The 21,953-nt window shown below is 74.6% G+C and carries 26 protein-coding genes; 15 read left to right on the top strand and 11 right to left on the bottom strand.

Translation table 11 applies throughout. The features are described from left to right. Positions 1-2 precede the first annotated feature (2 nt). Together G5V58_RS00565 and G5V58_RS00560 are read left to right on the top strand one after the other, a co-directional pair. Complete coding sequence (locus G5V58_RS00565; protein WP_165227831.1) at positions 3-560, top strand: hypothetical protein; 558 nt, start codon at positions 3-5, stop codon at positions 558-560. 235 nt (positions 561-795) lie between these two features. Next, entirely contained in the window at positions 796-1,065 is a 270-nt protein-coding gene (locus tag G5V58_RS00560) for a hypothetical protein (RefSeq protein WP_165227829.1), read from the top strand. A gap of 24 nt (positions 1,066-1,089) precedes the next feature. Here G5V58_RS00560 and G5V58_RS00555 read toward each other — a convergent pair whose 3' ends face one another. Next, entirely contained in the window at positions 1,090-1,467 is a 378-nt protein-coding gene (locus G5V58_RS00555) for a response regulator (protein WP_165227827.1), read from the bottom strand. Positions 1,468-1,496: 29 nt separating this feature from the next. Then, complete coding sequence (locus tag G5V58_RS00550; RefSeq protein ID WP_165227825.1) at positions 1,497-1,856, bottom strand: hypothetical protein; 360 nt, start codon at positions 1,854-1,856, stop codon at positions 1,497-1,499. A gap of 24 nt (positions 1,857-1,880) precedes the next feature. On the opposite strand from G5V58_RS00550, the gene G5V58_RS26305 reads away from it, so the two are divergent. The 5 genes from G5V58_RS26305 to G5V58_RS00525 all read left to right on the top strand — a co-directional run bounded on the left by G5V58_RS26305 (position 1,881) and on the right by G5V58_RS00525 (position 6,002). Next, the gene (locus G5V58_RS26305; RefSeq protein WP_165227823.1) at positions 1,881-2,744 is read left to right on the top strand and encodes a DICT sensory domain-containing protein; all 864 of its coding nucleotides are present in this window, start codon (positions 1,881-1,883) and stop codon (positions 2,742-2,744) included. Further along, a complete protein-coding gene (locus tag G5V58_RS00540; protein ID WP_165227821.1) occupies positions 2,741-4,006 on the top strand; it encodes an NAD(P)/FAD-dependent oxidoreductase in 1,266 nt (421 codons plus the stop codon). Before G5V58_RS26305 ends, G5V58_RS00540 begins: the two co-directional genes overlap by 4 nt. Positions 4,007-4,072: 66 nt before the next feature. After that, complete coding sequence (locus G5V58_RS00535) at positions 4,073-4,624, top strand: RNA polymerase sigma factor (protein ID WP_165227819.1); 552 nt, start codon at positions 4,073-4,075, stop codon at positions 4,622-4,624. Beyond that, the gene (locus G5V58_RS00530) at positions 4,621-5,346 is read left to right on the top strand and encodes an anti-sigma factor domain-containing protein (RefSeq protein WP_165227817.1); all 726 of its coding nucleotides are present in this window, start codon (positions 4,621-4,623) and stop codon (positions 5,344-5,346) included. Before G5V58_RS00535 ends, G5V58_RS00530 begins: the two co-directional genes overlap by 4 nt. Further along, positions 5,343-6,002, top strand: a complete 660-nt coding sequence (locus G5V58_RS00525; protein ID WP_165227815.1) for a fasciclin domain-containing protein — start codon at positions 5,343-5,345, stop codon at positions 6,000-6,002. Before G5V58_RS00530 ends, G5V58_RS00525 begins: the two co-directional genes overlap by 4 nt. Before the next feature lie 62 nt (positions 6,003-6,064). Here the strand turns inward: G5V58_RS00525 and G5V58_RS00520 are convergent, their stop codons facing one another. Together G5V58_RS00520 and G5V58_RS00515 are read right to left on the bottom strand one after the other, a co-directional pair. Then, positions 6,065-6,304, bottom strand: a complete 240-nt coding sequence (locus G5V58_RS00520) for a DUF6458 family protein (RefSeq protein WP_165227813.1) — start codon at positions 6,302-6,304, stop codon at positions 6,065-6,067. A gap of 111 nt (positions 6,305-6,415) precedes the next feature. Beyond that, positions 6,416-7,585, bottom strand: a complete 1,170-nt coding sequence (locus tag G5V58_RS00515) for a saccharopine dehydrogenase family protein (protein WP_165227812.1) — start codon at positions 7,583-7,585, stop codon at positions 6,416-6,418. A gap of 91 nt (positions 7,586-7,676) precedes the next feature. Here G5V58_RS00515 and G5V58_RS00510 point away from each other — a divergent pair, with 91 nt between their 5' ends. From G5V58_RS00510 to G5V58_RS00500, 3 genes are read left to right on the top strand one after another with little or no spacing between them, the layout of a single operon-like run. Next, positions 7,677-9,638, top strand: coding sequence for a beta-propeller domain-containing protein (locus G5V58_RS00510; RefSeq protein ID WP_165227810.1), 1,962 nt, complete (start codon positions 7,677-7,679; stop codon positions 9,636-9,638). A 4-nt stretch (positions 9,639-9,642) separates the two neighbouring features. Next, positions 9,643-9,912: a DUF2277 domain-containing protein gene (locus G5V58_RS00505; protein WP_165227808.1), complete on the top strand. Its 270-nt coding sequence runs from the start codon at positions 9,643-9,645 to the stop codon at positions 9,910-9,912. Beyond that, entirely contained in the window at positions 9,909-10,766 is an 858-nt protein-coding gene (locus G5V58_RS00500) for a Sir2 family NAD-dependent protein deacetylase (RefSeq protein WP_165227807.1), read from the top strand. The genes G5V58_RS00505 and G5V58_RS00500 overlap by 4 nt, the downstream gene beginning before the upstream one ends. A gap of 7 nt (positions 10,767-10,773) precedes the next feature. Here the strand turns inward: G5V58_RS00500 and G5V58_RS00495 are convergent, their stop codons facing one another. The 3 genes from G5V58_RS00495 to G5V58_RS00485 all read right to left on the bottom strand — a co-directional run bounded on the left by G5V58_RS00495 (position 10,774) and on the right by G5V58_RS00485 (position 12,106). Beyond that, entirely contained in the window at positions 10,774-10,932 is a 159-nt protein-coding gene (locus tag G5V58_RS00495; protein ID WP_165227805.1) for a hypothetical protein, read from the bottom strand. 169 nt (positions 10,933-11,101) lie between these two features. Then, positions 11,102-11,284 carry a hypothetical protein gene (locus tag G5V58_RS00490; RefSeq protein WP_165227803.1) on the bottom strand — a complete coding sequence of 61 codons (183 nt, stop codon included), beginning with the start codon at positions 11,282-11,284 and terminating at the stop codon, positions 11,102-11,104. 135 nt (positions 11,285-11,419) lie between these two features. Then, on the bottom strand, positions 11,420-12,106 hold the full coding sequence (locus G5V58_RS00485) for a metal-dependent transcriptional regulator (protein WP_165227801.1): 687 nt from the start codon (positions 12,104-12,106) through the stop codon (positions 11,420-11,422). Positions 12,107-12,145: 39 nt separating this feature from the next. On the opposite strand from G5V58_RS00485, the gene G5V58_RS00480 reads away from it, so the two are divergent. From G5V58_RS00480 to G5V58_RS00465, 4 genes are all read left to right on the top strand, one after another. After that, positions 12,146-13,486 carry a cryptochrome/photolyase family protein gene (locus G5V58_RS00480; protein WP_230486976.1) on the top strand — a complete coding sequence of 447 codons (1,341 nt, stop codon included), beginning with the start codon at positions 12,146-12,148 and terminating at the stop codon, positions 13,484-13,486. A gap of 67 nt (positions 13,487-13,553) precedes the next feature. Next, positions 13,554-14,522, top strand: a complete 969-nt coding sequence (locus G5V58_RS00475; RefSeq protein ID WP_165227799.1) for a hypothetical protein — start codon at positions 13,554-13,556, stop codon at positions 14,520-14,522. Then, positions 14,519-15,205, top strand: coding sequence for a hypothetical protein (locus G5V58_RS00470; RefSeq protein ID WP_165227797.1), 687 nt, complete (start codon positions 14,519-14,521; stop codon positions 15,203-15,205). The genes G5V58_RS00475 and G5V58_RS00470 overlap by 4 nt, the downstream gene beginning before the upstream one ends. Then, positions 15,205-16,794, top strand: coding sequence for a glycoside hydrolase family 13 protein (locus G5V58_RS00465; RefSeq protein WP_165227795.1), 1,590 nt, complete (start codon positions 15,205-15,207; stop codon positions 16,792-16,794). Before G5V58_RS00470 ends, G5V58_RS00465 begins: the two co-directional genes overlap by 1 nt. Before the next feature lie 11 nt (positions 16,795-16,805). On the opposite strand, the gene G5V58_RS00460 is transcribed toward G5V58_RS00465, so the two are convergent. Beyond that, complete coding sequence (locus G5V58_RS00460; RefSeq protein WP_165227793.1) at positions 16,806-17,252, bottom strand: MarR family winged helix-turn-helix transcriptional regulator; 447 nt, start codon at positions 17,250-17,252, stop codon at positions 16,806-16,808. Then, the gene (locus tag G5V58_RS00455; RefSeq protein ID WP_329957549.1) at positions 17,249-18,817 is read right to left on the bottom strand and encodes an MDR family MFS transporter; all 1,569 of its coding nucleotides are present in this window, start codon (positions 18,815-18,817) and stop codon (positions 17,249-17,251) included. The genes G5V58_RS00460 and G5V58_RS00455 overlap by 4 nt, the downstream gene beginning before the upstream one ends. 187 nt (positions 18,818-19,004) lie before the next feature. On the opposite strand from G5V58_RS00455, the gene G5V58_RS00450 reads away from it, so the two are divergent. Further along, a complete protein-coding gene (locus tag G5V58_RS00450; RefSeq protein WP_165227791.1) occupies positions 19,005-19,445 on the top strand; it encodes an SRPBCC family protein in 441 nt (146 codons plus the stop codon). A gap of 280 nt (positions 19,446-19,725) precedes the next feature. Here G5V58_RS00450 and G5V58_RS00445 read toward each other — a convergent pair whose 3' ends face one another. After that, a complete protein-coding gene (locus G5V58_RS00445; RefSeq protein WP_230486975.1) occupies positions 19,726-21,120 on the bottom strand; it encodes an ABC transporter permease in 1,395 nt (464 codons plus the stop codon). After that, positions 21,117-21,872, bottom strand: coding sequence for an ABC transporter ATP-binding protein (locus G5V58_RS00440; RefSeq protein ID WP_230486974.1), 756 nt, complete (start codon positions 21,870-21,872; stop codon positions 21,117-21,119). The genes G5V58_RS00445 and G5V58_RS00440 overlap by 4 nt, the downstream gene beginning before the upstream one ends. Positions 21,873-21,953: the final 81 nt, after the last annotated feature.

Genomic DNA, 21,953 nt, shown 5'->3' with positions numbered 1-21,953 from the left:
CGATGGAGACCACGCGCGGCTCGGTGTGGGCGCTGCGGATCGGCTGGCTGGGTACGCTGACGGGGGCGTTGCTGCTGCTGGTGGTGATCGGTCAGCACGTGGCGGCGACGCACGGGTCGGGGGTGGGCTACGACCCCGATCCGCCGGCGCAGGGCTACCACGGCTGGGGCATGGTGGTGAGCGTCTTCGGGCCGCTGGTGGGGTTCAACCTGGTCTACTTCGGGGCTCCGGCGGCGCACCGGCAGCGGCACCTGGCGGCGTTCCTGGCCGTGGTTCTCTTGCAGGTCGCGGCACTGACGGCGGCGACGCTGTGGGCGGTCGGCGCGGGGCTGCCGGCGGGGATCGTGACGGCGGACGTGTCGTCCGGCGCTGAGGCAGTGGTGGTGCCGCTGACCTTCCTGGGGTCACCGCCATCGCAGCCGCGATCATGTCCTGGCTGGGTGGGAGCTCGGACTTCGACCGGCGCAGCGGGGAGTACTTCGGCCGGGGCGGTACGACAGTGGCGGTGCGGCCGGCGTAGGTGCGGACGCGGCTGGCCGCCATCGGGGCGCTGGCGGTGACGGCGGCGCTCATCGCGGCGCCGCTCGTGGCGTCGGGCCACCGGCACGGCGTGGGCGCCGGCGCGACGTGGCCCCTGCCGTACGCCGAGGCGTCGTCGCTGCGGGACCTGACCGCCGGGCTGCTGCTGGTGGTGAGCCTGCCGCTGGGCGTGGCGGTGTCGATGCTGCTAAGACCCGGCTGTACGCCGCCGCGCGGCGCGAGCGGGCGGAGCGGTCCCGGCAGCGGGCGCCGTCGTTGGGGACGTGGCTGGCCACGACGGCCCAGCACCTGCCGATGGTGGGGGCGGTCGGCTGCTGGGTGCTGGGCCTCGGCCTCGGGATCCCGAGGACCGAGTCCGGGCACGGCGCGTCGGTGTTCTGGGTCCTCGTGGTGGGCGTGGGGTGCGCACTGCTCGAGGTGGTGGTCCTCAGCCAGATGTGGCGCATCCAGGACCAGCGCGGCAGCGCCCGGGCCATGCGGCTGCACCTGGCCGCCCCACCCCCGGGCCGCCTCGGGCCGCGCTGAGCGTCCAGTGGGCGGGGACCAGGCTCAGGACCAGCCCACGTGCTCGCGGATCTGGTCGCAGAGCGTCAGCGGGTCGTACGGCTTGGCGATCACGCCGTGCAGCGGGTAGCCCTCCCACGCGGGCCTGGTGCCGGGGACGTTCATCAGCGCGGTCACCAGCACGACGGGGATGTCCTTCGTCGCCGCGTCGGCCTGGAGGCGCTCGAAGACCTCGAGGCCGTGCAGGTCCGGCATCATCATGTCGAGCAGGATCGCGTCCGGCGTGTGGTGTCGGGCCATCTCCAGGCCGGCCGAGCCGTGCGGCGCGGTGAGCACGCGCCACCCGGCGACCGACTCCAGGGCCAGGGCGGTGACCTCGCGGATCGCGTCGTCGTCCTCGACGACCAGCACGGTGGGGGTCACGACGTCGCCGGTACCCGGCGCGCCCGCGCTCAGCGGACCGGGGCCCCGACCAGAGCCAGGTGGCGCGGGGCGGGCCGGGACGGGGTGGCCGGGACCACGGGCAGCCGGCGCACGGGTGCGCGCAGCAGCCGCAGCCGGCGCCACCGGGCGGGGCCGGTGGCCGCGCCGAAGCGGGTCAGCTCGCGGCCGGCCTGGACGACGCGCAGGGTCAGTCCTCGGTCGGCCAGGAGGTCGGCGCCTGAGGAGTCGAGCTCGAGCACCAGGCGGTCGCGGCGGGCGCGGACGGTGCCGCGCACGGTGGGGCCGTCCTCGGAGTCGAGGACGAAGGTCAGCTCGCCGCCGGCGAGCGTGGTCACGGCGTGCGGTCCGCGGTGGTGGTTATTGAACACGTTGTTGAGGTTACCCTCTTCAACGTGAACCAAGCGTTGAAGTCTGCGTTGACCATCGGCGAGCTCGCGGCCGCCACCGGCGTCAGCGCGCCGACGCTGCGGATGTGGGAGAGCCGCCACGGGTTCCCGACCGCCCAGCGCCTGCCCAGCGGCCACCGCCGGTACGCCGCGGAGCAGGTCGCGCTGGTCCTCGACGTCGTGCGTCGGCGCGACGCCGGCGTGCGCCTCGACGCCGCGATCGCCCAGGCGACCCGGGAGGGCGCGACGGCGGCCCCGCAGTCGGTGTACGCCGAGATCGCCCGCCGCCACCCCGAGCAGCCCCGGCAGCGCCTGTCCAAGCACACGCTGGTGGCCCTGTCCTGGGCCATCGAGGACGAGATCGGTGCCTCGGCGGCGCGCGGCCGGCTCTACGGCGCCTTCCAGACCGGGCGGACGTGGGCGCCGGCCCGCGCCCGCTGGTCCGAGCTGGCCCGCACCGCCAGCGCCACCTACGTCTTCGCCGACTTCGCCGACGGCCCGGCCACAGGCGAGGAGGACCGGGTCGGCCTGGTCGACCTGGCCGCCGACGCCCCGATGCGCCGGGAGTGGAGCGTCGTGCACGACAGCCCGGAGCTGGCCGTGGCGCTGACCGCCTGGGAGCTGCCCGGGCAGCAGGACACGCCCGATCGCCGACGGGTCTTCGAGTCCGTCTGGACCCTGGACCCGGCCGCCGTGCGCACCGCGGCCGACTGCTGCGCCAAGATCGCCGCCGAGTCCGGCCACCCGGAGGCCACGGCCGGCGTGGCGCCACCCGTGGCCGCGGCCACCGACCCGGCGGCGGTGTCCCGGGTAGCGCATCGCGCACTGGCCTACGCCGACGGCAGCCTCGACCGGACGGGCACCCCGTGACCGACGCCGACGTCGTCGTCGTCGGCGCCGGCCTGGCCGGGCTGCGCTGCGCCAGCGACCTCACGGCGGCAGGTCGGCACGTGGTCGTCCTGGAGGCGGGGTACGACGTCGGCGGGCGCGTGCGCACGGACCACGTGGACGGCTTCCTCGTCGACCGGGGCTTCCAGCTGCTCAACCCGGCCTACCCCGCGGTCCGCGAGGGCATCGACGTCGCGGCCCTGGAGCTCCAGCAGTTCGAGGCCGGTGTCGTGGGCCGGGTCGACGACGGCCTGGTCAGCTTGGGCCACCCGCTGCACGCCCCGCGCCTGCTGCCCGGCTCGGCCCGCGTGCTGGCCCGGCGGCGGCGCGAAGCGCTGGCGCTCACCCGGTGGGCCCGCCCGCTGCTGCACGCACCCGGCACCCCGCTGGCCTCCCACCTGCGTGAGCTGAGCGAGTCCGGCGCGCTGCCGGCCACGGTCGCGCAGTCTCTGGACGGCGCCGGCGTCCACGGCACCCTGCGCCGCGTCGTCGAGGGCTTCCTCTCCGGCACGCTGCTCGAGCGCGACGGCGACTCGGCGGCCGCGTTCGCCCTGCTCCTGGTCGCGTCCTTCCTCAAGGGCACGCCCGGCCTGCCGGCGCAGGGCATGCACGCCCTGCCCCTGCAGCTCGCGGCCACGGCCGGCGACATCCGCCTCGAGACGCCGGTGGCCGAGGTCGAGGCGGGCGGCCCGGAGGCCGTGGTGCGGACCGCCGACGGGGGCCGGCTGACGGCCAGCGCCGTCGTGGTGGCGGCCGACGGCCCGGAGGCCGCGCGGCTCGTCGACGTCCCCGCGCCGGACAGCCGGGGCGTGGTCACGGCCTGGTACGCCGCCGACCAGGCGCCCTCCACCCGGCTGCTGCACGTCGACGCCCGCGAGCGGCCGACCGGCCCCGCGGTCAACGCCGCGGTCGTCTCGGCCGCCGCGCCGACGTACGCCCCGCCGGGCCGGCACCTGCTCGAGGCCTCGGCCGTCGTGACCCCGGGCGGTGACGGCCCCTCCCTGGCCGCGCTGCGCGCCCACGCCGCCGAGCTGCTCGGCACGAGCGCGGCCGGCTGGGAGGTCGTCGCCGTGCACGAGGTGCCGCACGCACTGCCCGCCCAGCGACCGCCGTTCCGGGCCCGTCGGCCGGTCCGGCTCGAGCGTGGCCTCTACGTCTGCGGCGACCACCGCGACACCGCCTCCATCCAGGGCGCCCTCGTCAGCGGTCGTCGCACCGCCGCCGCCGTCATCGCCGACCTCTGATCCGGACCGGAGAAGAAGTTGAATCTTCGTGCAACCACCCCACCGACCCCTCCCGAAGAACCCCCTGTGGAGGCAGGACAGGCCCTCGGCGAGCGGCTCGCTCGACGAGACGAGCGCGCCCTCGAGGAGGCGTACGCCGTCTACGGCCAGAGCCTGCTCGCCTACCTGCGCCGCTATGTCGGCCCGGACGAGGCCGAGGACGTCCTCCAGCGCACCTTCCTCGACGTCTGGCGCAGCGCGGGCCGCTTCCGCAGCGGCGAGCGGTTCAGCGCCTGGCTGTTCACCATCGCCCACCGCCGCGCGGTCGACACCCTGCGGGCCCGCAAGCACGCGGTCGTCGACGTCGAGGCCATGCGCGACCTGATCGGCGAGGACGGCCGCGAGACCGTCCAGCGCTACGCCGACGCCGCCGAGGTCCGCGCCGGGCTCGACGCCCTGCCCGACCACGAGCGCGAGGTGCTGCTGCTGGCCTACTTCGGCGGGCTCAGCCAGCGCGAGATCGCCGAGCGGCTCGACGTGCCCCTGGGCACCGTCAAGGCCCGCGCGGCGCGCGGGACACACCGGCTGCGCGGACTCGTCGCCGCCGGTCACGGGGAACCAGAAGGAGCGCATCCATGACCGAGGACCCGACCGGGCACCCGGACCTGCTCGGCCTGCTGCGCGGGGAGCTGAGCAACGCCGAGGCCGTCGCCGCCGGTGACCACCTCGCCGGCTGCCGGACCTGCCAGGAGGAGCTCGCCGAGACGGCGGTGGGCAACGCCCTGCTGCTGCGCGCCGGACGAACCCTCGGGCCGCTGGCCGCCGAGACGCCGACCCCGGTGGCCGCGCCGACCCCCGGGACGGTGTCCGCGCTGCGACCGCGCCGCCGGTGGCAGCCGGCGCTGGCCGGCGCCGCCGTCCTGGTCCTGGTGGCCGGGGTGGCCGGCGTGGTGTGGCAGCGCCGCGGGGACGACGACACCCCAGTGGCCGGCCGTGCGGTCGAGGCCTCGCTCACCCCGCTGTCCGCGGACGTGGCCGGCGACGGCAACGTGCGGATGGTCGAGCACGACGGCCGCACCACGATGACCTTCGACCTCCACGACCTGCCGAGCACCAGCCGCGACGACTTCTACTACGCGTGGCTGCTCGACCCCGGCACCAACAAGATGCTCGCCCTCGGTCTGGTCGGCCGGGACGGCGACGCCTCCTTCGACGTCGACGACGCCCTCGTGGCGTCGTACTCCGCCGTCGACGTCAGCCTCGAGAGCAACGACGGCGACCCCGCCCACAGCGCCACCTCGGTGCTGCGCGGCAGCTACGAGCCCGACCAGATCACCACCGCAGAAGGGAAACCACGATGAAGAAGCACCTCGTCCACCGCGTCGCCCTGCTCGCCGCCGGCGCACTCGCCACGGCTGCCGTCGGTCTCGGTACGCCGGCCGCGGACGCCTCGACGGCCACGCACCACAAGGCCGGGAACAAGAGCCTGGCGCAGCTCCTGGCCAAGGACGGCACCAAGCTCGACCACAACTGGCAGGACTTCGACATCCTCGAGCAGGCCGTGCTCGCGGTGGTCAAGGCCAAGCCGGACAGCCCCGTCGCGCTGCTGACCGACGGCTCGGTGCGCCTGACCGCGTTCGCGCCGACCGACGAGGCGTTCCGCAACCTCGTGGGCGACCTGACCGGCAAGAAGCCCGGCACCGAGAAGAAGACCCTCGCGGCGCTGCTGTCGGTGGCCGACGTGGACACCATCGAGACCGTGCTGCTCTACCACGTGGTGGCGGGCAAGACCCTGACCTCGCCGAAGGTGGTCAAGGCGGCCAAGGCCGGGACCAAGCTCACCACCGCCCAGGGCGGCACGGTCAAGGTCGTCAGCCGCAAGGGCAACATCGTCCTGGTCGACAAGGACCCCGAGATCAAGGACCCCACCGTGATCCTCAACGGCGTGGACCTCAACAAGGGCAACAAGCAGATCGCGCACGCGATCGACCGCGTGCTGCTGCCTGTCGACCTCTGAGCCGACCCGCTGACACGACCGAGCGGCCGCACCCGGGGGTGCGGCCGTTCGGCCGTCCGGGCTCAGATCTCGGTGCGGCGCTCGCTGACGGTCTGGGTGCCGTCGCTGTGCACGGTCGTGGCCACCGAGCGCGTCCCGCGGCCACGGTTGAGCGTCATCGCGGTGAGCGCGATGACCACCACGCCGACCGCCGTCATGATCCAGCCGACCATCGTGAGGTCGACGCCGCTGACCTGGTCGGTGACCGCCAGGGCCAGCACCAGACCCACCACCACCAGGAAGCCGCCGAAGCCGTAGCCCATGAGAATCTCCTCGGGTCCGGTCGTGGCCAGCACAGCCCGAGGGCCACGACTCCACCCCGGACTCTGACCGCTGGGCCCCGGCGGCAAACCCCAGCGCTGGACCAGTGCCGGCTAGAGGGTCTCGAAGCGGATGCCGGCGGCGACCAGTCGGGTCATCAGGTTGTCGCCCATCGCCTGGGCGGTGGTGACGCAGCCGGCCGTGCTGGGGTTGTCGTCGAAGACCAGGCACAGCGCCGACTCGGCCAGCATCTTGGCCGTCTCGTCGTAGCCGGGGTCGCCCCCGGACACCCGGGTGTGCACGGTGCGGCCGTCGCCCTCGCCGACGAGGTCGACGGTGAACCACGACTTCGCGCGCCGCTCGGGCGAGGGGCCGTCCCCCTGCTTGATCCGGCCCAGCAGCAGGTTCTTGAGCGGTGGCACCTGCGCCGAGAGGGCGAGCGTGCCGGCCAGCGCGGCCCCGCCGGCGGCGTAGCGCAGCGTCTTGGTGCCGGCGTAGTGGGAGTAGGTGAACCGCGGTCCGTACGCCGCCAGCGCGGCGCCGCTGCGGGCCACGACGAACGGGTCGATGGTCGGCAGCGGCAGCAGCCAGAGCCCGAGCAGGGAGTCGCGGTGCGGGCGCCCGGCCACGGCCTTGGACGAGCGGCCCTCCGGGCGCGGCTCCACCTGGCGGCGTGCCTGCATGGCCTCGCGCATCTGCCGGGCGCGGGAGAAGGCGCCCATCGCGGAGTGGAAGGTCCCGCCCGACGCGGTGCCGCCGGCCCGCACCACGCCGCGCACGGCGACCGGCCCCTTGGCCGCCAGCTCCCGGACCGTGTAGTAGGCGCCGAGGTCGTGCGGGATGGAGTCGAAGCCGCAGGCGTGCACGATCCGCGCACCGGAGGCCGCGGCCGCCGCGTGGTGCGCGACGTACATCCGGTCCACGAACTCGGGCTCGCCGGTGAGGTCGACGTAGTCGGTGCCGGCCTCGGCGCAGGCGGCGACCAGCGGCTCGCCGTACTGCTGGTAGGGCCCGACCGTCGTGATCACGCACCGCGCGCGCCGGGCCAGGGCGTCGAGCGAGGCCCGGTCGCCGCTGTCGGCGGTGATCAGCTCGAGGTCCGGCAGCCCCAGCCGGTCGCGGACGGCCTCGAGCTTGGCCTGGTTGCGCCCGGCCAGCGCCCAGCGCAGCCCGGCGGGCGCGTGCTCGGCCAGGTACGCCGCGGTGAGGGCGCCGGTGAACCCGGTCGCGCCGAGCAGGACGAGGTCGAGGTCACGATCGCGGTGCCGGTCGCCGGAGGCCATGCCCCGACTCTCCCAGACGGAACCAGCGCGGCCTCCGCCCCGTCCGACCCTGCGGACTCCACCGACCGCACGGACCGCTGAGGACCGCACCATGGCTCTGCCCCACCTGCTCACCCGCAGCCTCGTCACCGTCGGCGCCCTCACCGGGATGGGCGCGGCGTTCCTCGTCGGCACCTCCTACGGCGGCGCGCCCTCCTCCGGCCCGGCGGCACCGGCAGCACCGCCGGGAGACGCGAGCCCGGCGGCGTACACCGGCAGCGGCCTGTCGCTCAGCGACGGCTGCGACGAGCTCCTCGACCACTACGTCGACCGCGGCCTGGACCTGGTCGGCGCCTACGGGTGGGGCCAGGGCGGGCCGGTCTACTACGCGACGTCCTCGGACGCGGCCGGCGCGACGGCGGGCACACCGATGGACAGCGCGGAGACCAGCGGGCTCGCGGCGCGCGGGCCGGCGCCGGTGCGGGCGACCAACGAGGAGTCCGGGACCAACGTCCAGGAGACCGGTGTCGACGAGCCGGACGTGGTCAAGACCGACGGCACGACCCTGGTCCGCATCCAGGACGGCGAGCTGGTGACCTACGACCTCAGCGGGCCGGAGGTCCAGCGGCTGGCGTCGGTGGACGTCCCGGGCACCGCCGGCCCCGGCACCGAGCTGCTGCTCTCGGGCGAGACCGTCGTCGTGCTCGCGCAGCAGACCGACCGCCTCGGCGAGACCACGACCGACCTCACCACCTTCGACGTCTCGACGCCGGCGGCCCCGGAGCAGACCCACACCGCGACGTACACCGGCAGCCTGCTCGGCGCCCGCCTGCACGACGGCGTGGTGCGCCTGGTCGTCGAGCGCGGCCTGCCGGCGCTGGACTTCGAGCAGCCGGGGCGGCGCACCAGCGACCGCGAGGCCACCGAGGCGAACCGCGACCTGGTGCGCGGCACCTCGATCGGGGACTGGCTGCCCACGGTCTCCTACGACGGCGGCCCGGAGCAGCCGCTGCTGGAGTGCGACCGGGTGGCGGTGCCCGACGGCGACGACGCCGGCCTGGGCGCGGTCGCGGTGGTGGGCTTCGACGCCAACGCCCCGCAGGCGCCGTCGACGACGGGCCTGGCCGTCGAGACCGGCGTGGTCTACGCCTCGGCCGACCAGCTCTACCTCGCGACGTACCCCTCCTTCGGCGGTCCGGCCATCGACTGCTGGGGCTGCCTCGACCCGGTCCGCCTCCAGGGCGGCGGCGTGGTGGACCGGCTGGTGCCCGACTGGATCGCCGGCGGCCCCGAGGATGCGGCCACCCACCTCTACGCCTTCGACCTCGACGGCATCGACACCACCTTCGCCGCCTCCGGCGAGGTGGCCGGCACGCTGCGCGACCGGTGGTCCATGGACGCCGCCGACGGCGTCCTGCGCGTCGCCGTCGGCCCCGGCTCGACCGGCGACGACGCCAACTCCGTGGTCACCTTCCGCCAGCAGGGCAACGACCTCGTCGAGTCCGGGCGCCTCGACGACCTCGGTCGCGGCGAGCAGATCCAGTCCGTGCGCTGGTTCGACACCCTCGCCATCGTGGTCACCTTCCGCCAGGTCGACCCGCTGTACGCCGTCGACCTCACCGACCCCGCCCGCCCGACCCTGATGGGCGCGCTCAAGGTGCCGGGCTTCTCGGCGTACCTGCACCCGCTCGGCGAGCGCCGCCTGCTCGGCGTCGGCGAGGGACCCCAGGGCGGCGGCTGGGGCGCGCAGGCCGGGCTGTTCGACGTCACCGACCTGACCCGGCCCGAGCAGCTCGACACCGTGCAGTACGGCGCCGGCAGCACCGCGCTCGCCGGCCAGGACCCGCGCCAGCTCACCTGGCTCCCCGACGACCGCACCGTCCTCAGCGTGGTCACCGACCGGCGCTACCGGGCCGAGGTCTCGGTCCTCACCGTGGGCGACGGGCAGCTGGCCGGTCGGACCGTCCCCCTGCCCGACGACGGCGACCCGACCCAGGTGCGGCTGGTGCCGCTGAGCGACGGCCGGGTCGTGCTCGTCACCGGGAGCGGTGCTTCGTTCTTCGACGTAGCCTGAAGCCATGTGCCGCAACATCCGTCCGCTCAACAACTTCGAGCCGCCGGCGACCGACGACGAGGTCACCGCGGCGGCGCTGCAGTTCGTGCGCAAGGTGAGCGGCACGACCAAGCCGTCGTCGGTCAACCAGGCGGCGTTCGACCGGGCCGTGCACCAGATCGCCGACATCACCCGCGACCTCGTCGACCAGCTGGTGACGACCGCGCCGGCCAAGAACCGCGAGGTGGAGGCGGCCAAGGCCCGCGAGCGGGCGGCGCTGCGGTACGCCCGGTGACGACCGGCCTGGAGCCCGTCGCCACCCGGGCCGACCGCGCCGCGGCCACCCAGGAGGAGGTCCTCGACCTCCTCGCCGACCGGCCGCTGGTGGTGCTCACCGGTGCGGGCTGCTCGACCGACAGCGGCATCCCCGACTACCGCGGCCCGGGCAAGCCGGTGCGCAGCCCGATGACCTACCAGGAATTCGTCTCCGGACGCGAGGCGCAGCAGCGCTACTGGGGCCGCAGCCACCTCGGCTGGGGCCGGATGGGTCGGGCGGAGCCGAACGCCGGGCACCACGCGCTCGCCCGCATCGACCCCGACCTGCTCATCACCCAGAACGTCGACGGGCTGCACGAGCGCGCGGGCTCGCGCCGGGTGGTGGCGCTGCACGGCCGGATCGCCGACGTGGTCTGCCTGACCTGCCGCGCGGTGACCGCGCGCACCGCGCTGCACGGCCGGCTGACCGAGCTCAACCCCGGCTTCGCCGAGCGGCACCGCGCGGCCGAGGTCCGGCCCGACGGCGACGTCGAGCTCGACGACACCGCGGGCTTCAAGGTCGCCGGTTGCCGCGAGTGCGGCGGGGTGCTCAAGCCGCACGTGGTCTTCTTCGGCGAGAACGTCCCCGCCGACCGGGTCGAGCGCTGCTACGAGGCGGTGGACGCGCTGGTGGAGTCCGGCGGCGCGCTGCTCGTGGCCGGCTCCAGCCTCACCGTGATGAGCGGGTTGCGGTTCGTGCGGCGCGCGGCCAAGGCCGGCACGCCCGTGGTGATCGTCAACCGCGGGGCGACCCGCGGCGACGAGCTCGCGACGCGCGCCCTGGACGCGGGCACGTCGCCGTTCCTCACGGCGCTCGCCGAGCGCCGCGCCTAGCCGACGCTCAGACCGCCGGCTTCTCCGTCAGCGGATCCGGCTCCGGCTCGTCGCGGGCCAGCGCGTCGCGCAGCCACCGAGCGACGAACCCGTCCTCGTCGGCCGCCGGCGCAGTCAGGTCGAGGATCTCCCGCGACCTCTCACCGATCCTGAACGCAGCACGCATGGTGCTCCCCCAAGTGACTCGATCCCCCCGGACGCCCCACGCGTCCGCCCCGCTCTTCGAGAGTAAGCAGGGCTCTGACGCCAGACCAGCACCCGCGCCGAATTGACGCCGATTGCCAGGCACTGGTCCACACCGCCCCCGCCGCTGCCAGACCGGCCCTCGACCAGGCTCAGACCGCGACGGGCTCCTGGACCGGGTCGCTGCAGAACGGCTCGAGCCCGATGGTGACCGGATCGGCGGTCGAGGCGGGCTCGGGCGGCGCGGCGAGGGCGGCGGCCTGCACGAGCCGGGCGAGGGTGTCGAGGTTCTGCGCCTCCACCCGCGTGCGGCGCGGCACGAGCTCACCGGTCACGAGCCGGTCCCGCCCCCCGAGAATCATCGCCCTCTTCCCCCGGACACACTGGAGGGCCGGCGGCCCCCCGCACCGGTCCAACGCGCCGCGGAGCGCGGGGTCATGCCGGTCTGGACCGGTTGTTGAAGAAGGCTCCTAGAGCCGGCGGACGAAGATGTGGTCCGCGGCCTCGGGCACGATCTCGGCGGTCTCGCCGCCGGAGCCGACCAGCACGCCCTCGGCCGTGGACACGACGGTGATCGTCTTGTCCGGCAGCGCGCCGACGCGGCGCAGCGCGCTCATCAGCGACTCGTCCTTCTGCATCTCCTCGGAGATGCGGCGCACCAGCACCCGGCCCTCTTCGACCGACGCGGCCTCGGAGAGCGCCTCGACGCCCTGCATGAAGTCCTCGCCGAGCGCGGACTCGCCGAGCTCGTCGAGGCCCGGGATCGGGTTGCCGTACGGCGACTCGGTGGGGTGGTCGAGGAGGTCCACCAGGCGCCGCTCGACGGTCTCGGACATGACGTGCTCCCAGCGGCACGCCTCCTCGTGGACCAGCTCCCAGTCGAGCCCGATGACGTCGGTGAGCAGCCGCTCGGCCAGCCGGTGCTTGCGCATGACCCGGGTCGCGAGCCGCAGGCCCTCGTCGGTGAGCTCGAGGTGCCGGTCGCCCTGCACCGTCACCAGGCCGTCGCGCTCCATGCGCGCCACCGTCTGCGACACGGTCGGCCCGCTCTGGTGCAGACGCTCGGCGATGCGCGCCCGCAGCGGGACGATGCCCTCCTCGACCAGCTCGTAGATGGTCCGGAGGTACATCTCCGTGGTGTCGATCAGATCACTCACACCCACCATTCTGTCGCATCGGCGGGTACCGGACCGCCCGTGACCGCCGTCATGTGGTTCCGGCGCGACCTGCGGCTGGCCGACAACCCGGCCCTGCTCGCCGCGCTGGCCGACGGGCCGGTGCTCCCGCTGTTCGTGCTGGACCCGGCGCTGTGGCGACCGGCCGGCCCGACCCGGCGCTCCTACCTGGCCGCGTCGCTGCGCAGCCTCGACGCCTCGCTGCCCCGCGGGCTCACCCTGCTGGACGGCGACCCGGTGCGCCGGGTGGTCGACGCGGCCCGCGCGATCGGGGCCGGGCGGGTGCACTGGGCGGCCGACTACGCGCCGTACGGGCACCGCCGTGACGAGGCCGTCGCCCAGGCGCTCGGCGAGGCCGGGATCGAGGTGGTGCGCACCGGGTCGCCGTACGCCGTGGCGCCGGGCCGGGTGCGCCAGCCGTCGGGACAGCCGTTCCGGGTCTACTCGCCGTTCCAGCGCGCCTGGCGGGCGCACGGCTGGCGCGCGCCGGTGGCGGCGCCCAGCGGCGGGGAGTGGCTGCGGCTCGAGGAGGACACGGTGGCGGTCCCCGACGCCCCCGTCCCCGACGGCCTGAGCGTGCCCGAGGCCGGCGAGGACGCGGCCCGACGGCGGTGGGCGGCCTACCTCGAGCGCCTCGACTCCTACGCCGCGCGGCGCAACGACCCGGGCGCGGACGCGACCTCGCACCTGTCGCCGCACCTGCGCTGGGGCGAGGTGCACCCCCGCACCCTGCTGGCCGACCTCGAGGAGCGGACCAGCCGCGGCGCCGCGGCGTTCCGCCGCGAGCTGGCCTGGCGCGAGTTCTACGCCGACGTCCTGTTCCGCCACCCGGAGTCCGCGCGCGAGCACCTGCGCCCGGAGTTCTCGCGGATGCGGTACGACGAGCCGGGCGAGCGGCTGGCGGCGTGGGAGGAGGGGCGCACCGGCTTCCCGATCGTCGACGCCGGGATGCGCCAGCTGCGGGCGACCGGCTGGATGCACAACCGGCTGCGGATGGTGGTGGCCAGCTTCCTGGTCAAGGACCTGCACGTGACCTGGCAGCACGGGGCGCGGCACTTCATGCGCTGGCTGGCCGACGGCGACCTGGCCTCCAACGCGCACGGCTGGCAGTGGACGGCCGGCACCGGGACCGACCCCGCGCCGTACTTCCGGGTCTTCAACCCCACCGGTCAGGGGCGCAAGTTCGACGCCGCCGGCCGCTACGTGCGCCGCTGGGTCGAGGAGCTCAGCGACCCGACCCTGGTGCCCGACCCGCACGAGCCGGATCAGGACACCCGCGACCTGGTCGGCTACCCCGCGCCGATCGTGGACCACGCCTTCGAGCGACGCGAGGCCCTCGACCGGTGGCAGGCCGCGCGCTGACCTTGGTCGGTGCCGGGGCCGACCCCGGTCGGTTCCGCGCGCCCGAGCGGCTCCCGACGATGGACAGGTGCGCACCCGTTGGCTCCCCGTCCTGGCCCTGGCCGTCCTGGCCCCGGTCTGCGCGGAGTACCTCTGGGGCTACGACGACTCCACCGGTCACCCGGCCACCCTGCTGGGCAACCTGGTCGTCTTCACCCCGCTGTACGGCGCGCCCGCGCTGCTCATCCGCGAGGTCGTCCGCCGCCGCGGCCTGGGCTGGCCGTCGATCGTCCTGCTCGCGGCCGCGTTCGGCGTCGTCCAGGCCGGCGTCGTGGACCAGTCGGTGTGGGCGCGGACCTACCGCGGCATCCCGTACTGGTCGGACATGGCCGACCCCACCTACCTCGCCCCGATCGGGCTGAGCGTCTTCCTGGCGGTGAGCTTCGTGGCCAACCACGTGCTGGCCAGCATGTGCGGGCCCATCGCGCTGGTCGAGGGACTGGCCGGCCGCGACCGCTGGCTCGGCCGCCCCGTGGTCGTGGTCCTCGCCCTGCTGTACGTCGCCGCCTCCGTCCTCGTCTTCGTGGACATGCTCGACACCGTGGGCCACCCCATCGGCTCCCCCGCCCAGGTCGCCGGCGCCGCGGTCGCCGCGGTGGCCCTGGTCCTCGCCGCGCTGGTCCCCCGCCGCTCGCCCGTGTTCGGCCCTGGTCGGGTGCCGAGCCCGTGGCTGCTGCTCGTGGCGTCCGGGGTCGTCTTCGGCGCCGCGATGCTGGCGCCGCCGTCGCCGCTCGGCACCACCGCGCTCGTCCTGGCCTACGCCGGCGCCGCGGCGGTCATCACCCGGCTCGCCCACCGCGCGGACTTCTCCCGCGCCCACGTCACCGCCCTGGCCGCCGGGTGGCTCATCGCCCTCGCCGTCGGCTCGTGGGCCACCGTGCCCATCGGCACGGTGACCACCGCCGAACGGGTCGGCCACCACGTCGTCCTCATCGCGCTGGTCGCCCTGACCGGCGTGCTGGGCGTGGCCCGCTCCCGCGTAGCGTTGCCGAGGTGAGTGAGCTCGTCGTCCCCTCGCGCTTCCGCGGACCCGCCCGCTCCGGCAACGGCGGCTGGTCGGCCGGGGCGCTGGCCGCCCTCGCGCCGTGGCCCGTGGTGACCGTCCGCCTGAGCGCCCCGCCGCCGCTGGAGGCACCGATGCCGGTCGCCGAGGTGGACGGCGCCCTCGTGGCGTCGTACGACGGGAGCGAGGTGCTGCGCGCCACCGAGGGCGACCACGAGCCGGAGCCGGTGGCACCGGTGCCCGCCGAGCAGGCCCGCGCGGCCGAGGCCCGCTACCCCGGGCTGGCGCACCACCCGTTCCCGACGTGCTTCGTGTGCGGCACCGGCCGCGAGCCGGGCGACGGGCTGCGGATCTTCTCCGGGCCGCTGGACGGCGTGGGCCGGTCCGCGGCCACGTGGACGCCGAGCGACACCAGCCCGGCGATCGCGTGGGCGGCGCTCGACTGCCCGGGCGCGTGGGCGGCCGACATCGGCGAGCGGCTGATGGTCCTCGGCACCATGACCGCCCGGGTCGACCGGCTGCCCGAGGTCGGCGCGGCGCACGTGGTGGTCGGCGAGAAGCGGGGCGAGCAGGGCCGGCGGACCATGACCGCGACGTCGCTCTACGACGCCGACGGCGCCCTGGTCGGTGCGGCGGAGCAGGTCTGGATCTCGGTCGACGCGGCGGCGTTCAGCTGATGGCGCACCCACCCTGGTGGCGCCACGCCGTCACCTACCAGGTCTACGTCCGCAGCTTCGCCGACAGCGACGGCGACGGGATCGGCGACCTGCCCGGGATCACCGCGCGGCTGCCGTACCTGCGCGAGCTCGGCGTCGACGCGCTCTGGATCACGCCGTTCTTCACCTCGCCGCAGCACGACCACGGCTACGACGTGGCCGACTACCGCGACGTGGACCCGCTCTTCGGCACCCTGGCCGACGCCGACGCGCTCATCGCGACCGCGCACGGGGAGGGGCTCAGGGTCGTGGTGGACCTGGTGCCCAACCACACCTCGAGCGAGCACGCGTGGTTCCAGCAGGCCCTGGCCGCCGGGCCCGGCAGCCCGGAGCGCGCCCGCTACCTGTTCCGCGAGGGCCGCGGTCCGGACGGCGCCGAGCCGCCCAACAACTGGGCCTCGGTCTTCGGCGGCCCGGCCTGGACCCGGGTGCCGGACGGTCAGTGGTACCTCCACCTCTTCGACTCCACCCAGCCCGACCTCGACTGGCGCAACCCCGAGGTCGGCGACCTGTTCGAGGACGTGCTGCGCTTCTGGCTCGACCGCGGCGTGGACGGCTTCCGCGTCGACGTCGCCCACGGCCTGCTCAAGGAGGCGAGCCTGCGCGACCAGGTCGTGGCCCCGGGTGAGGAGCCGGTCTCCGGCGCCGACACCAGCGGCGAGCAGAGCATGGTCGAGCGGCCCGCCCGCGACGAGCCGATGTGGGACCAGCCCGAGGTGCACGACGTCTACCGCCGCTGGCACCGCGTCCTGGCGGAGTACGACGGCGACCGGATGTCGGTGGCCGAGGCCTGGACCCAGACCCCGGAGTCCATGGCCCGCTTCGTGCGTTCCGACGAGATGAGCCAGGCCTTCAACTTCGCCTGGCTGCTGGCCCCGTGGTCGGCCGAGGCGTTCGCCCGGGTCATCCGCAGCTCGCTGGAGCAGCTGGCCCAGGTCGCGGCCGCGCCGACGTGGGTGCTGAGCAACCACGACGTGGTCCGGCACGCCACGCGGTACGGCGGCGGGCCCGTCGGCGTCGCGCGGGCCAAGGCGGCGACGCTCGCGATGCTGGCCCTGCCCGGCTCGGCGTACCTCTACCAGGGCGAGGAGCTCGGCCTGGAGAACGTCGACGTGCCCGAGGACCAGCGCCAGGACCCGGCCTGGTTCCGCACCCACACGCAGTGGCGCGACGGCTGCCGGGTGCCGATGCCCTGGTCGGGCGACGCCCCGCCGTACGGCTTCGGCCCGGGCACCGGCCAGCCCTGGCTCCCGCAGCCCGACGACTGGGCGCGGCTCACCGTCGAGGCCCAGGAGGGCGACCCCGGCTCGGTGCTGTCCTTCTACCGCGCGGCGCTGGCCGCCCGGCGGGCGCACACCCAGGGGCTGACCGAGGAGGTCGAGCTGCTCGACGCCGGCGCCGACGTGCTCAGCTTGCGTCGCGGCGCGCTGACCGTCGTGCTCAACGCCGGGCACGACGCAGTGGAGCTCCCCGCGGGCGACGTGGTCGTCGCGAGCGGGGAGCTCGAGGGCCGGCTGCTGCCGGCGGACACGGCGGTGTGGCTGAGCTGAGCCGCTGGGGGTCAGCCCGCGTTGAGCGCGGAGTTGTACTTCTCCAGCGTCGCCGCGAAGGTGGCCAGCTCGTCGGCGTTCCAGTCGCCGAGCCGCTCGTCGAGCCACTTGCGCCGGTGCTCGCCCACGTCGGCCAGCCGGCGCACGGCGTCGTCGCTCGCGGCGACCAGCGTGGCCCGGCCGTCGGCCGGGTCGGGCGTGCGCTCGACCAGACCGAGGTCGCCGAGGTGCTGCAACTGCCGGCTCACCGCACCCTTGTCGATGCCGAAGTGGTCGACCATCTCCGAGGCCCGCACCGGGCCGGCCTCGGCCAGCCACGAGAGCATGAGGTACGACGCGGGCTGGAGGTCCTCGTGGACCGCGCGGGCCCGCTCGCCGATCACCCGCTTGACCCGGCGGATCAGCACGCCGACCTCGCGCTCGAGGACGCGCACCGACTCGTAGCGCGGCGCGGTCACCGGGTCACCGTCTCGTCCACGCGGTCATTCTGCGGCACGTCGCGCTCGATCGTCGTGCGCAGCGGCACCTCCTTGATGAACAGGATGCACACGAAGGCCAGCACAGCGAACGGCGTCGCGACCAGGAACAGGTGGCCGGTGGCCTCACCGAAGGCGGTCTCGTAGAGCGCGCGGACCGGCGCCGGCAGCGCGTCCAGGTCAGGGATCGAGCCGGTCGAGTGACCCGCGTCGATGCCCAGCGCGGCCAGGCCGTCGGTGACCTTCTGGGTCACCTGGTGGCTCAGCAGCGCGCCCAGCGCGGACACGCCGATCGAGCCGCCCATGGAGCGGAAGAACGCGACCACCGAGCTGGCGGCACCCATGTCGGCCTGCGCGGTGTTGTTCTGCACGGCCAGCACGAGGTTCTGCATGGTGGCGCCGAGGCCCAGGCCGAGGATCGCCATGAACGCGCCGACCTCGAGCAGCGGGGTGGACTCGTCGATGGTGCCGAGCAGGCCGAGGCCCGCGATGACCAGGACCATGCCGCCGACCAGGTAGCGCTTCCACAGCCCGGTGTTGCTGATGATCCGGCCGGTCACGATGCTCGAGACCAGCAGGCCGCCGACCATGGCGACCGACATCAGGCCGGCCTCGGTCGGGCTCATGCCGCGGGCGTTCTGGAAGTACTCGCTGAGGTAGACCGTCGCCCCGAACATCGAGACGCCGATGAGGATGGAGGCGACCGTGGCCAGTGAGGTGGTGCGGTCCTTGAACAGGCGCAGCGGGATGATCGGCTCGACGGCGACCTTCGCCTCGACGTACAGCGCGGCGGCGATGACGGCGATGCCGCCCAGCACCATCAGCGCGGTGGTGACCGACGCCCAGGCGAACTGCTGCCCGGCCAGCGAAACCCACACGAGCAGGATGCTGACGCCACCGATGATCAGGGTCGCGCCGAGGTAGTCGATGCTGACCTGGCGCTTGACCACCGGCAGGTGCAGCTTGGCCTGCAGCACGAGGAACGCCGCGAGCGCGACGGGCATGCCGACGAAGAAGCAGCCGCGCCAGCCCAGCGGGGAGTCCACGATCAGGCCGCCGATGAGCGGGCCCGAGACCGTGGCCAACGCGAACGTCGCGCCGATGTAGCCGGAGTAGCGACCGCGCTCGCGTGGGCTGACCATGCTGGCGATGACGACCTGGACCAGGGCGGTGAGTCCGCCGACGCCGAGCCCCTGGACCACGCGGGCGCCGATGAGCACCTGCATGTTGGGCGCGAGGGCCGCGATCAGCGAGCCGGCCGTGTAGATCACGAGCGCGGACTGCACGAGCAGCTTCTTGCTGAACAGGTCGGCGAGCTTGCCCCAGATCGGGGTGGTCGCGGTCATGGCCAGCAGGGTGGCGACGACGACCCAGGTGTAGCCGGTCTGGCTGCCGTGCAGGTCCTCGACGATGCTCGGCAGGGCGTTGGTGACCACCGTGCTCGAGAGCATGGCCACGAACATGGCCAGCAGCAGCCCGGAGAGCGCCTCCAGCACCTCGCGGTGCGACATCTGGCCGGACGCCTCCACGGGCGCCTCGTCCAGCACGGGCTCTTCTACCTGGGTCACGGTGTCTCGATTCGTCACGTAGGGATCAAGGTTGACCTGGTCAACATTATTCCGATTGGTTGCACCTGGCAACCACTGTGATCGAGGTCATGTGCAACTCTGTGGTTGCACGCGACCGATCATCGCGCTACCTTGATGCAACCAGCCAGTTGCACGAGGAGCTCACATGACCACCATCCGTCACCGGGTCGGCGCCGTCGCCCCGCTCGCCGACGTCCACGCCGCGTTGACCACCATCCCCGGGCTGAGCGCCTGGTGGACCACCGACACCGCGGGCGACCCCGCGCCGGGCGGGACCATCGCCTTCCGCTTCGGCGATGTCGGCGGTTTCGACATGGAGGTGCTCGAGATCGCCCCCGACACCGTGCGGTGGCGCGTGAGCGACGGGCCCGAGGAGTGGATCGACACCCAGGTCGGCTTCGCGCTGAGCCGCAGCGGGGACCACACGATCGTGCTCTTCACCCACGAGGACTGGCGCGAGGTGAACGAGTTCCACTCCCACTGCAGCACGAAGTGGGCGGCGTTCCTGCTCAGCCTCAAGGAGTACGTCGAGACCGGCACCGGCCGGCCGCACCCCGACGACGTGAGCATCAGCGACTGGCACTGAGACCGGTACTGAGACCGGCACGGAGATGCAGCAACCCGCAGGCGCTGGCTCCTGGGAGGAGCCGCACCGGGGGACGTTCCCGGTTCGCCTGCGGGCCGGTAGCTGCTTGAGATTCGCCAGCAGCTCGGGAGGCACTTCTGCCTCTCGTGGTGCTGGGGCTGCTAGCGGGCAGCCACCTCACGCGTCCTGGAAGAACTCATTCTTCGGACCACCTCCTTTCCCGTGTACGACGAGCGTAGGTCGCCGATCGCGGGCGCTCAACGCCTTTTCGCGAGGAGGCTCAGGCGGTGCGCAGCGCCTCGACCGGCGCGACCGCGACGGCCCGCGAGGACGGCACCCAGGACGCCGCGAGGACGAGCGCCACCCCGGCGCCGGCGATGCAGACCAGGGCCAGGCCGGGCACGCCCCACACGAAGCCGTCGGTCTCGAAGCCGACCAGGGCCTGGGCGCCGAGCGCGCCGTACAGCAGTCCCAGGGCCAGCCCGAATCCGATCGCGGTCGCCGACAGCGCCACCGACTCCTGGGTGATCATGACCCGGACCTGGCGGGCGGTGAAGCCGAGCGCGCGCAGCAGGCCGATCTCGCGGGTGCGCTGGATGACGCTGAGCGACATGGTGCTGACGAAGCCCACGGCCGCGATGGCCGAGCTGACCACCACCACGCAGATCATGATGACCGAGACGTCGCGCAGGATCCGGTCGGTCTGGGCCACCCGGTCGGCGTCGAGCTGCCACGACGCGACCGAGTCGCGCAGCGCGGCGAAGCCGGCGGCGAACGTCGTCACGAGGGTCACGCCGATGACCAGCCCCATCGTGGAGCGGGTGGTGCGCCCGGGCTCGCGGACCGCGTTGCGGGCCGCCAGCCGGCTCGGCGGGTCGCTGCCCAGCAGGCGGGACGCGAGCGCGACCAGGGTCGGCACGACGAGGCGCGCGCCGACGAGCACGCCGGTGCCGGAGACCATCGCCCCGAACGCCGCGAGCAGGAACGCCGCCTCCGGCCGGCTCTCCCCCAGGGCCGCGGCCCCCAGCAGGACGAGCCCGCCGGAGGACAGCAGCAGCCCGGTGGCCCACCGGCGCCGGCGCCCGACCCGGCGGTCCGCCGCCGGTGGGGTCGCGGCGCCCGCGAGCGCCTGCGCCGGAGCGGCCCGGAGCACGCCGCGCGAGCCGACCCACGCCGATGCCGCGGCGGCCGCGACCACGACCACCGCGGCCGGGGCGGCCAGGGCCGGGAACCACACGTAGTCGCCCTCGGGCAGGCTCCCCCGTGCGACGAGCACCTCGCGGACCAGGTCGCCCACGAGCGCGCCCAGCACGGTGCCGACCACGGCACCGAGGGCCGCGACGCCCACGACCCCGCGGACGACCGCGCGGCGCAGCGAGGCGGCGTCGGCGCCGAGCAGGCGCAGCAGGGCGATCTGGCGCAGGCGCCCGGCCACGACGGTGTCCACCCCGTTGGCGATGACCACGGCCGCGACGTACACCGCGATCGCGATGAACACCGACGCCACCGCGCCGAGCAGGAGCGACGCCGCGCCCGAGCCGCCGCCGGAGTCCGCGGACACGGCGAGCAGGTCGCTGCCCAGCAGGATGGTGCTCGCGTAGCCGCCGCACATGGCGGCCACCAGCCCGACGGTGCCGACCTCGCGCCGGGAGCCGACCACCAGCGACGGGCTCACGCGGCACCTCCCTCGCGGGCCACCTCGAAGCCGATGAGCAGCTCGGCTATCTGCTGCGGGCTCATCGCGTCGTGGTCGCCGACCAGGCGGCCGTCGGCGAGGACCAGCACGCGGTCGGCGTACGACGCGGCGACGGGGTCGTGGCTGACCATGACGATGGTCTGGCCGTACTCCCGGGCCGCGGTGCGCAGCAGCCCGAGGACCTCTCGCGAGCTGCGGGTGTCGAGGTTGCCGGTCGGCTCGTCGGCCAGGACGACGGCCGGCCGCGGGGCCAGCGCGCGGGCGATCGCCACGCGCTGCTGCTGACCGCCGGAGAGCTCGCCGGGCCGGTGGGTGACCCGGTCGGCCAGGCCGAGGACGCCGAGCAGGTGCTCGACCCACGCGTGGTCCTCCGCGCTCAGCCGGCGTCCGGCCAGCTCGAACGGCAGCAGGACGTTCTCGCGCACGTCGAGGGTCGGGACCAGGTTGAAGGACTGGAACACGAAGCCGACGTGGGTGCGCCGGAGCACGGTGCGGGCCCGGTCGTCGAGGGCGTGCAGCGGCTGGCCGTCGAGCAGCACCTCGCCCGCGGTGACGTCGTCGAGCCCGGCGGCGACGTTCATGAACGTCGACTTGCCCGAGCCCGACGGTCCCATCACCGCGGTGAAGCCGCCGCGCGGCACCACCACCGTGACCTCGTCGAGGGCGCGGACCGCGCCGGGGCCGTCGCCGTACAGCTTGCTCACCGAGCGGAAGGAGAGGAGGGAGTCCACGCCCTCGACGCTAGGGAGCGCCGGGGCCGGGCACATCGGCCGCGAGCGGGACCTGGTGTACGCCGCGCGGCGTAGGCCGGT

The sequence above is a fragment of the Nocardioides anomalus genome, assembly GCF_011046535.1.
GTDB classification, from domain to species: Bacteria; Actinomycetota; Actinomycetes; order Propionibacteriales; family Nocardioidaceae; genus Nocardioides; species Nocardioides anomalus.
Note: the sequence above shows the minus strand (reverse complement) of the source record. Positions and strands in the feature narration are given on the sequence as shown.

What these genes read in the sequence shown, in the direction of transcription:
- G5V58_RS00450 (WP_165227791.1), top strand. Translation starts at nt 19,005, where the DNA reads ATGACCACCATCCGTCACCGGGTCGGCGCCGTCGCCCCGCTCGCCGAC.
- G5V58_RS00505 (WP_165227808.1), top strand. Translation starts at nt 9,643, where the DNA reads ATGTGCCGCAACATCCGTCCGCTCAACAACTTCGAGCCGCCGGCGACC.
- G5V58_RS00495 (WP_165227805.1), bottom strand. Translation starts at nt 10,932, where the DNA reads ATGCGTGCTGCGTTCAGGATCGGTGAGAGGTCGCGGGAGATCCTCGAC.
- G5V58_RS00515 (WP_165227812.1), bottom strand. Translation starts at nt 7,585, where the DNA reads ATGGCCTCCGGCGACCGGCACCGCGATCGTGACCTCGACCTCGTCCTG.
- G5V58_RS00465 (WP_165227795.1), top strand. Translation starts at nt 15,205, where the DNA reads ATGGCGCACCCACCCTGGTGGCGCCACGCCGTCACCTACCAGGTCTAC.
- G5V58_RS00510 (WP_165227810.1), top strand. Translation starts at nt 7,677, where the DNA reads ATGGCTCTGCCCCACCTGCTCACCCGCAGCCTCGTCACCGTCGGCGCC.
- G5V58_RS00520 (WP_165227813.1), bottom strand. Translation starts at nt 6,304, where the DNA reads ATGGGCTACGGCTTCGGCGGCTTCCTGGTGGTGGTGGGTCTGGTGCTG.
- G5V58_RS00525 (WP_165227815.1), top strand. Translation starts at nt 5,343, where the DNA reads ATGAAGAAGCACCTCGTCCACCGCGTCGCCCTGCTCGCCGCCGGCGCA.
- G5V58_RS00530 (WP_165227817.1), top strand. Translation starts at nt 4,621, where the DNA reads ATGACCGAGGACCCGACCGGGCACCCGGACCTGCTCGGCCTGCTGCGC.
- G5V58_RS00565 (WP_165227831.1), top strand. Translation starts at nt 3, where the DNA reads ATGGAGACCACGCGCGGCTCGGTGTGGGCGCTGCGGATCGGCTGGCTG.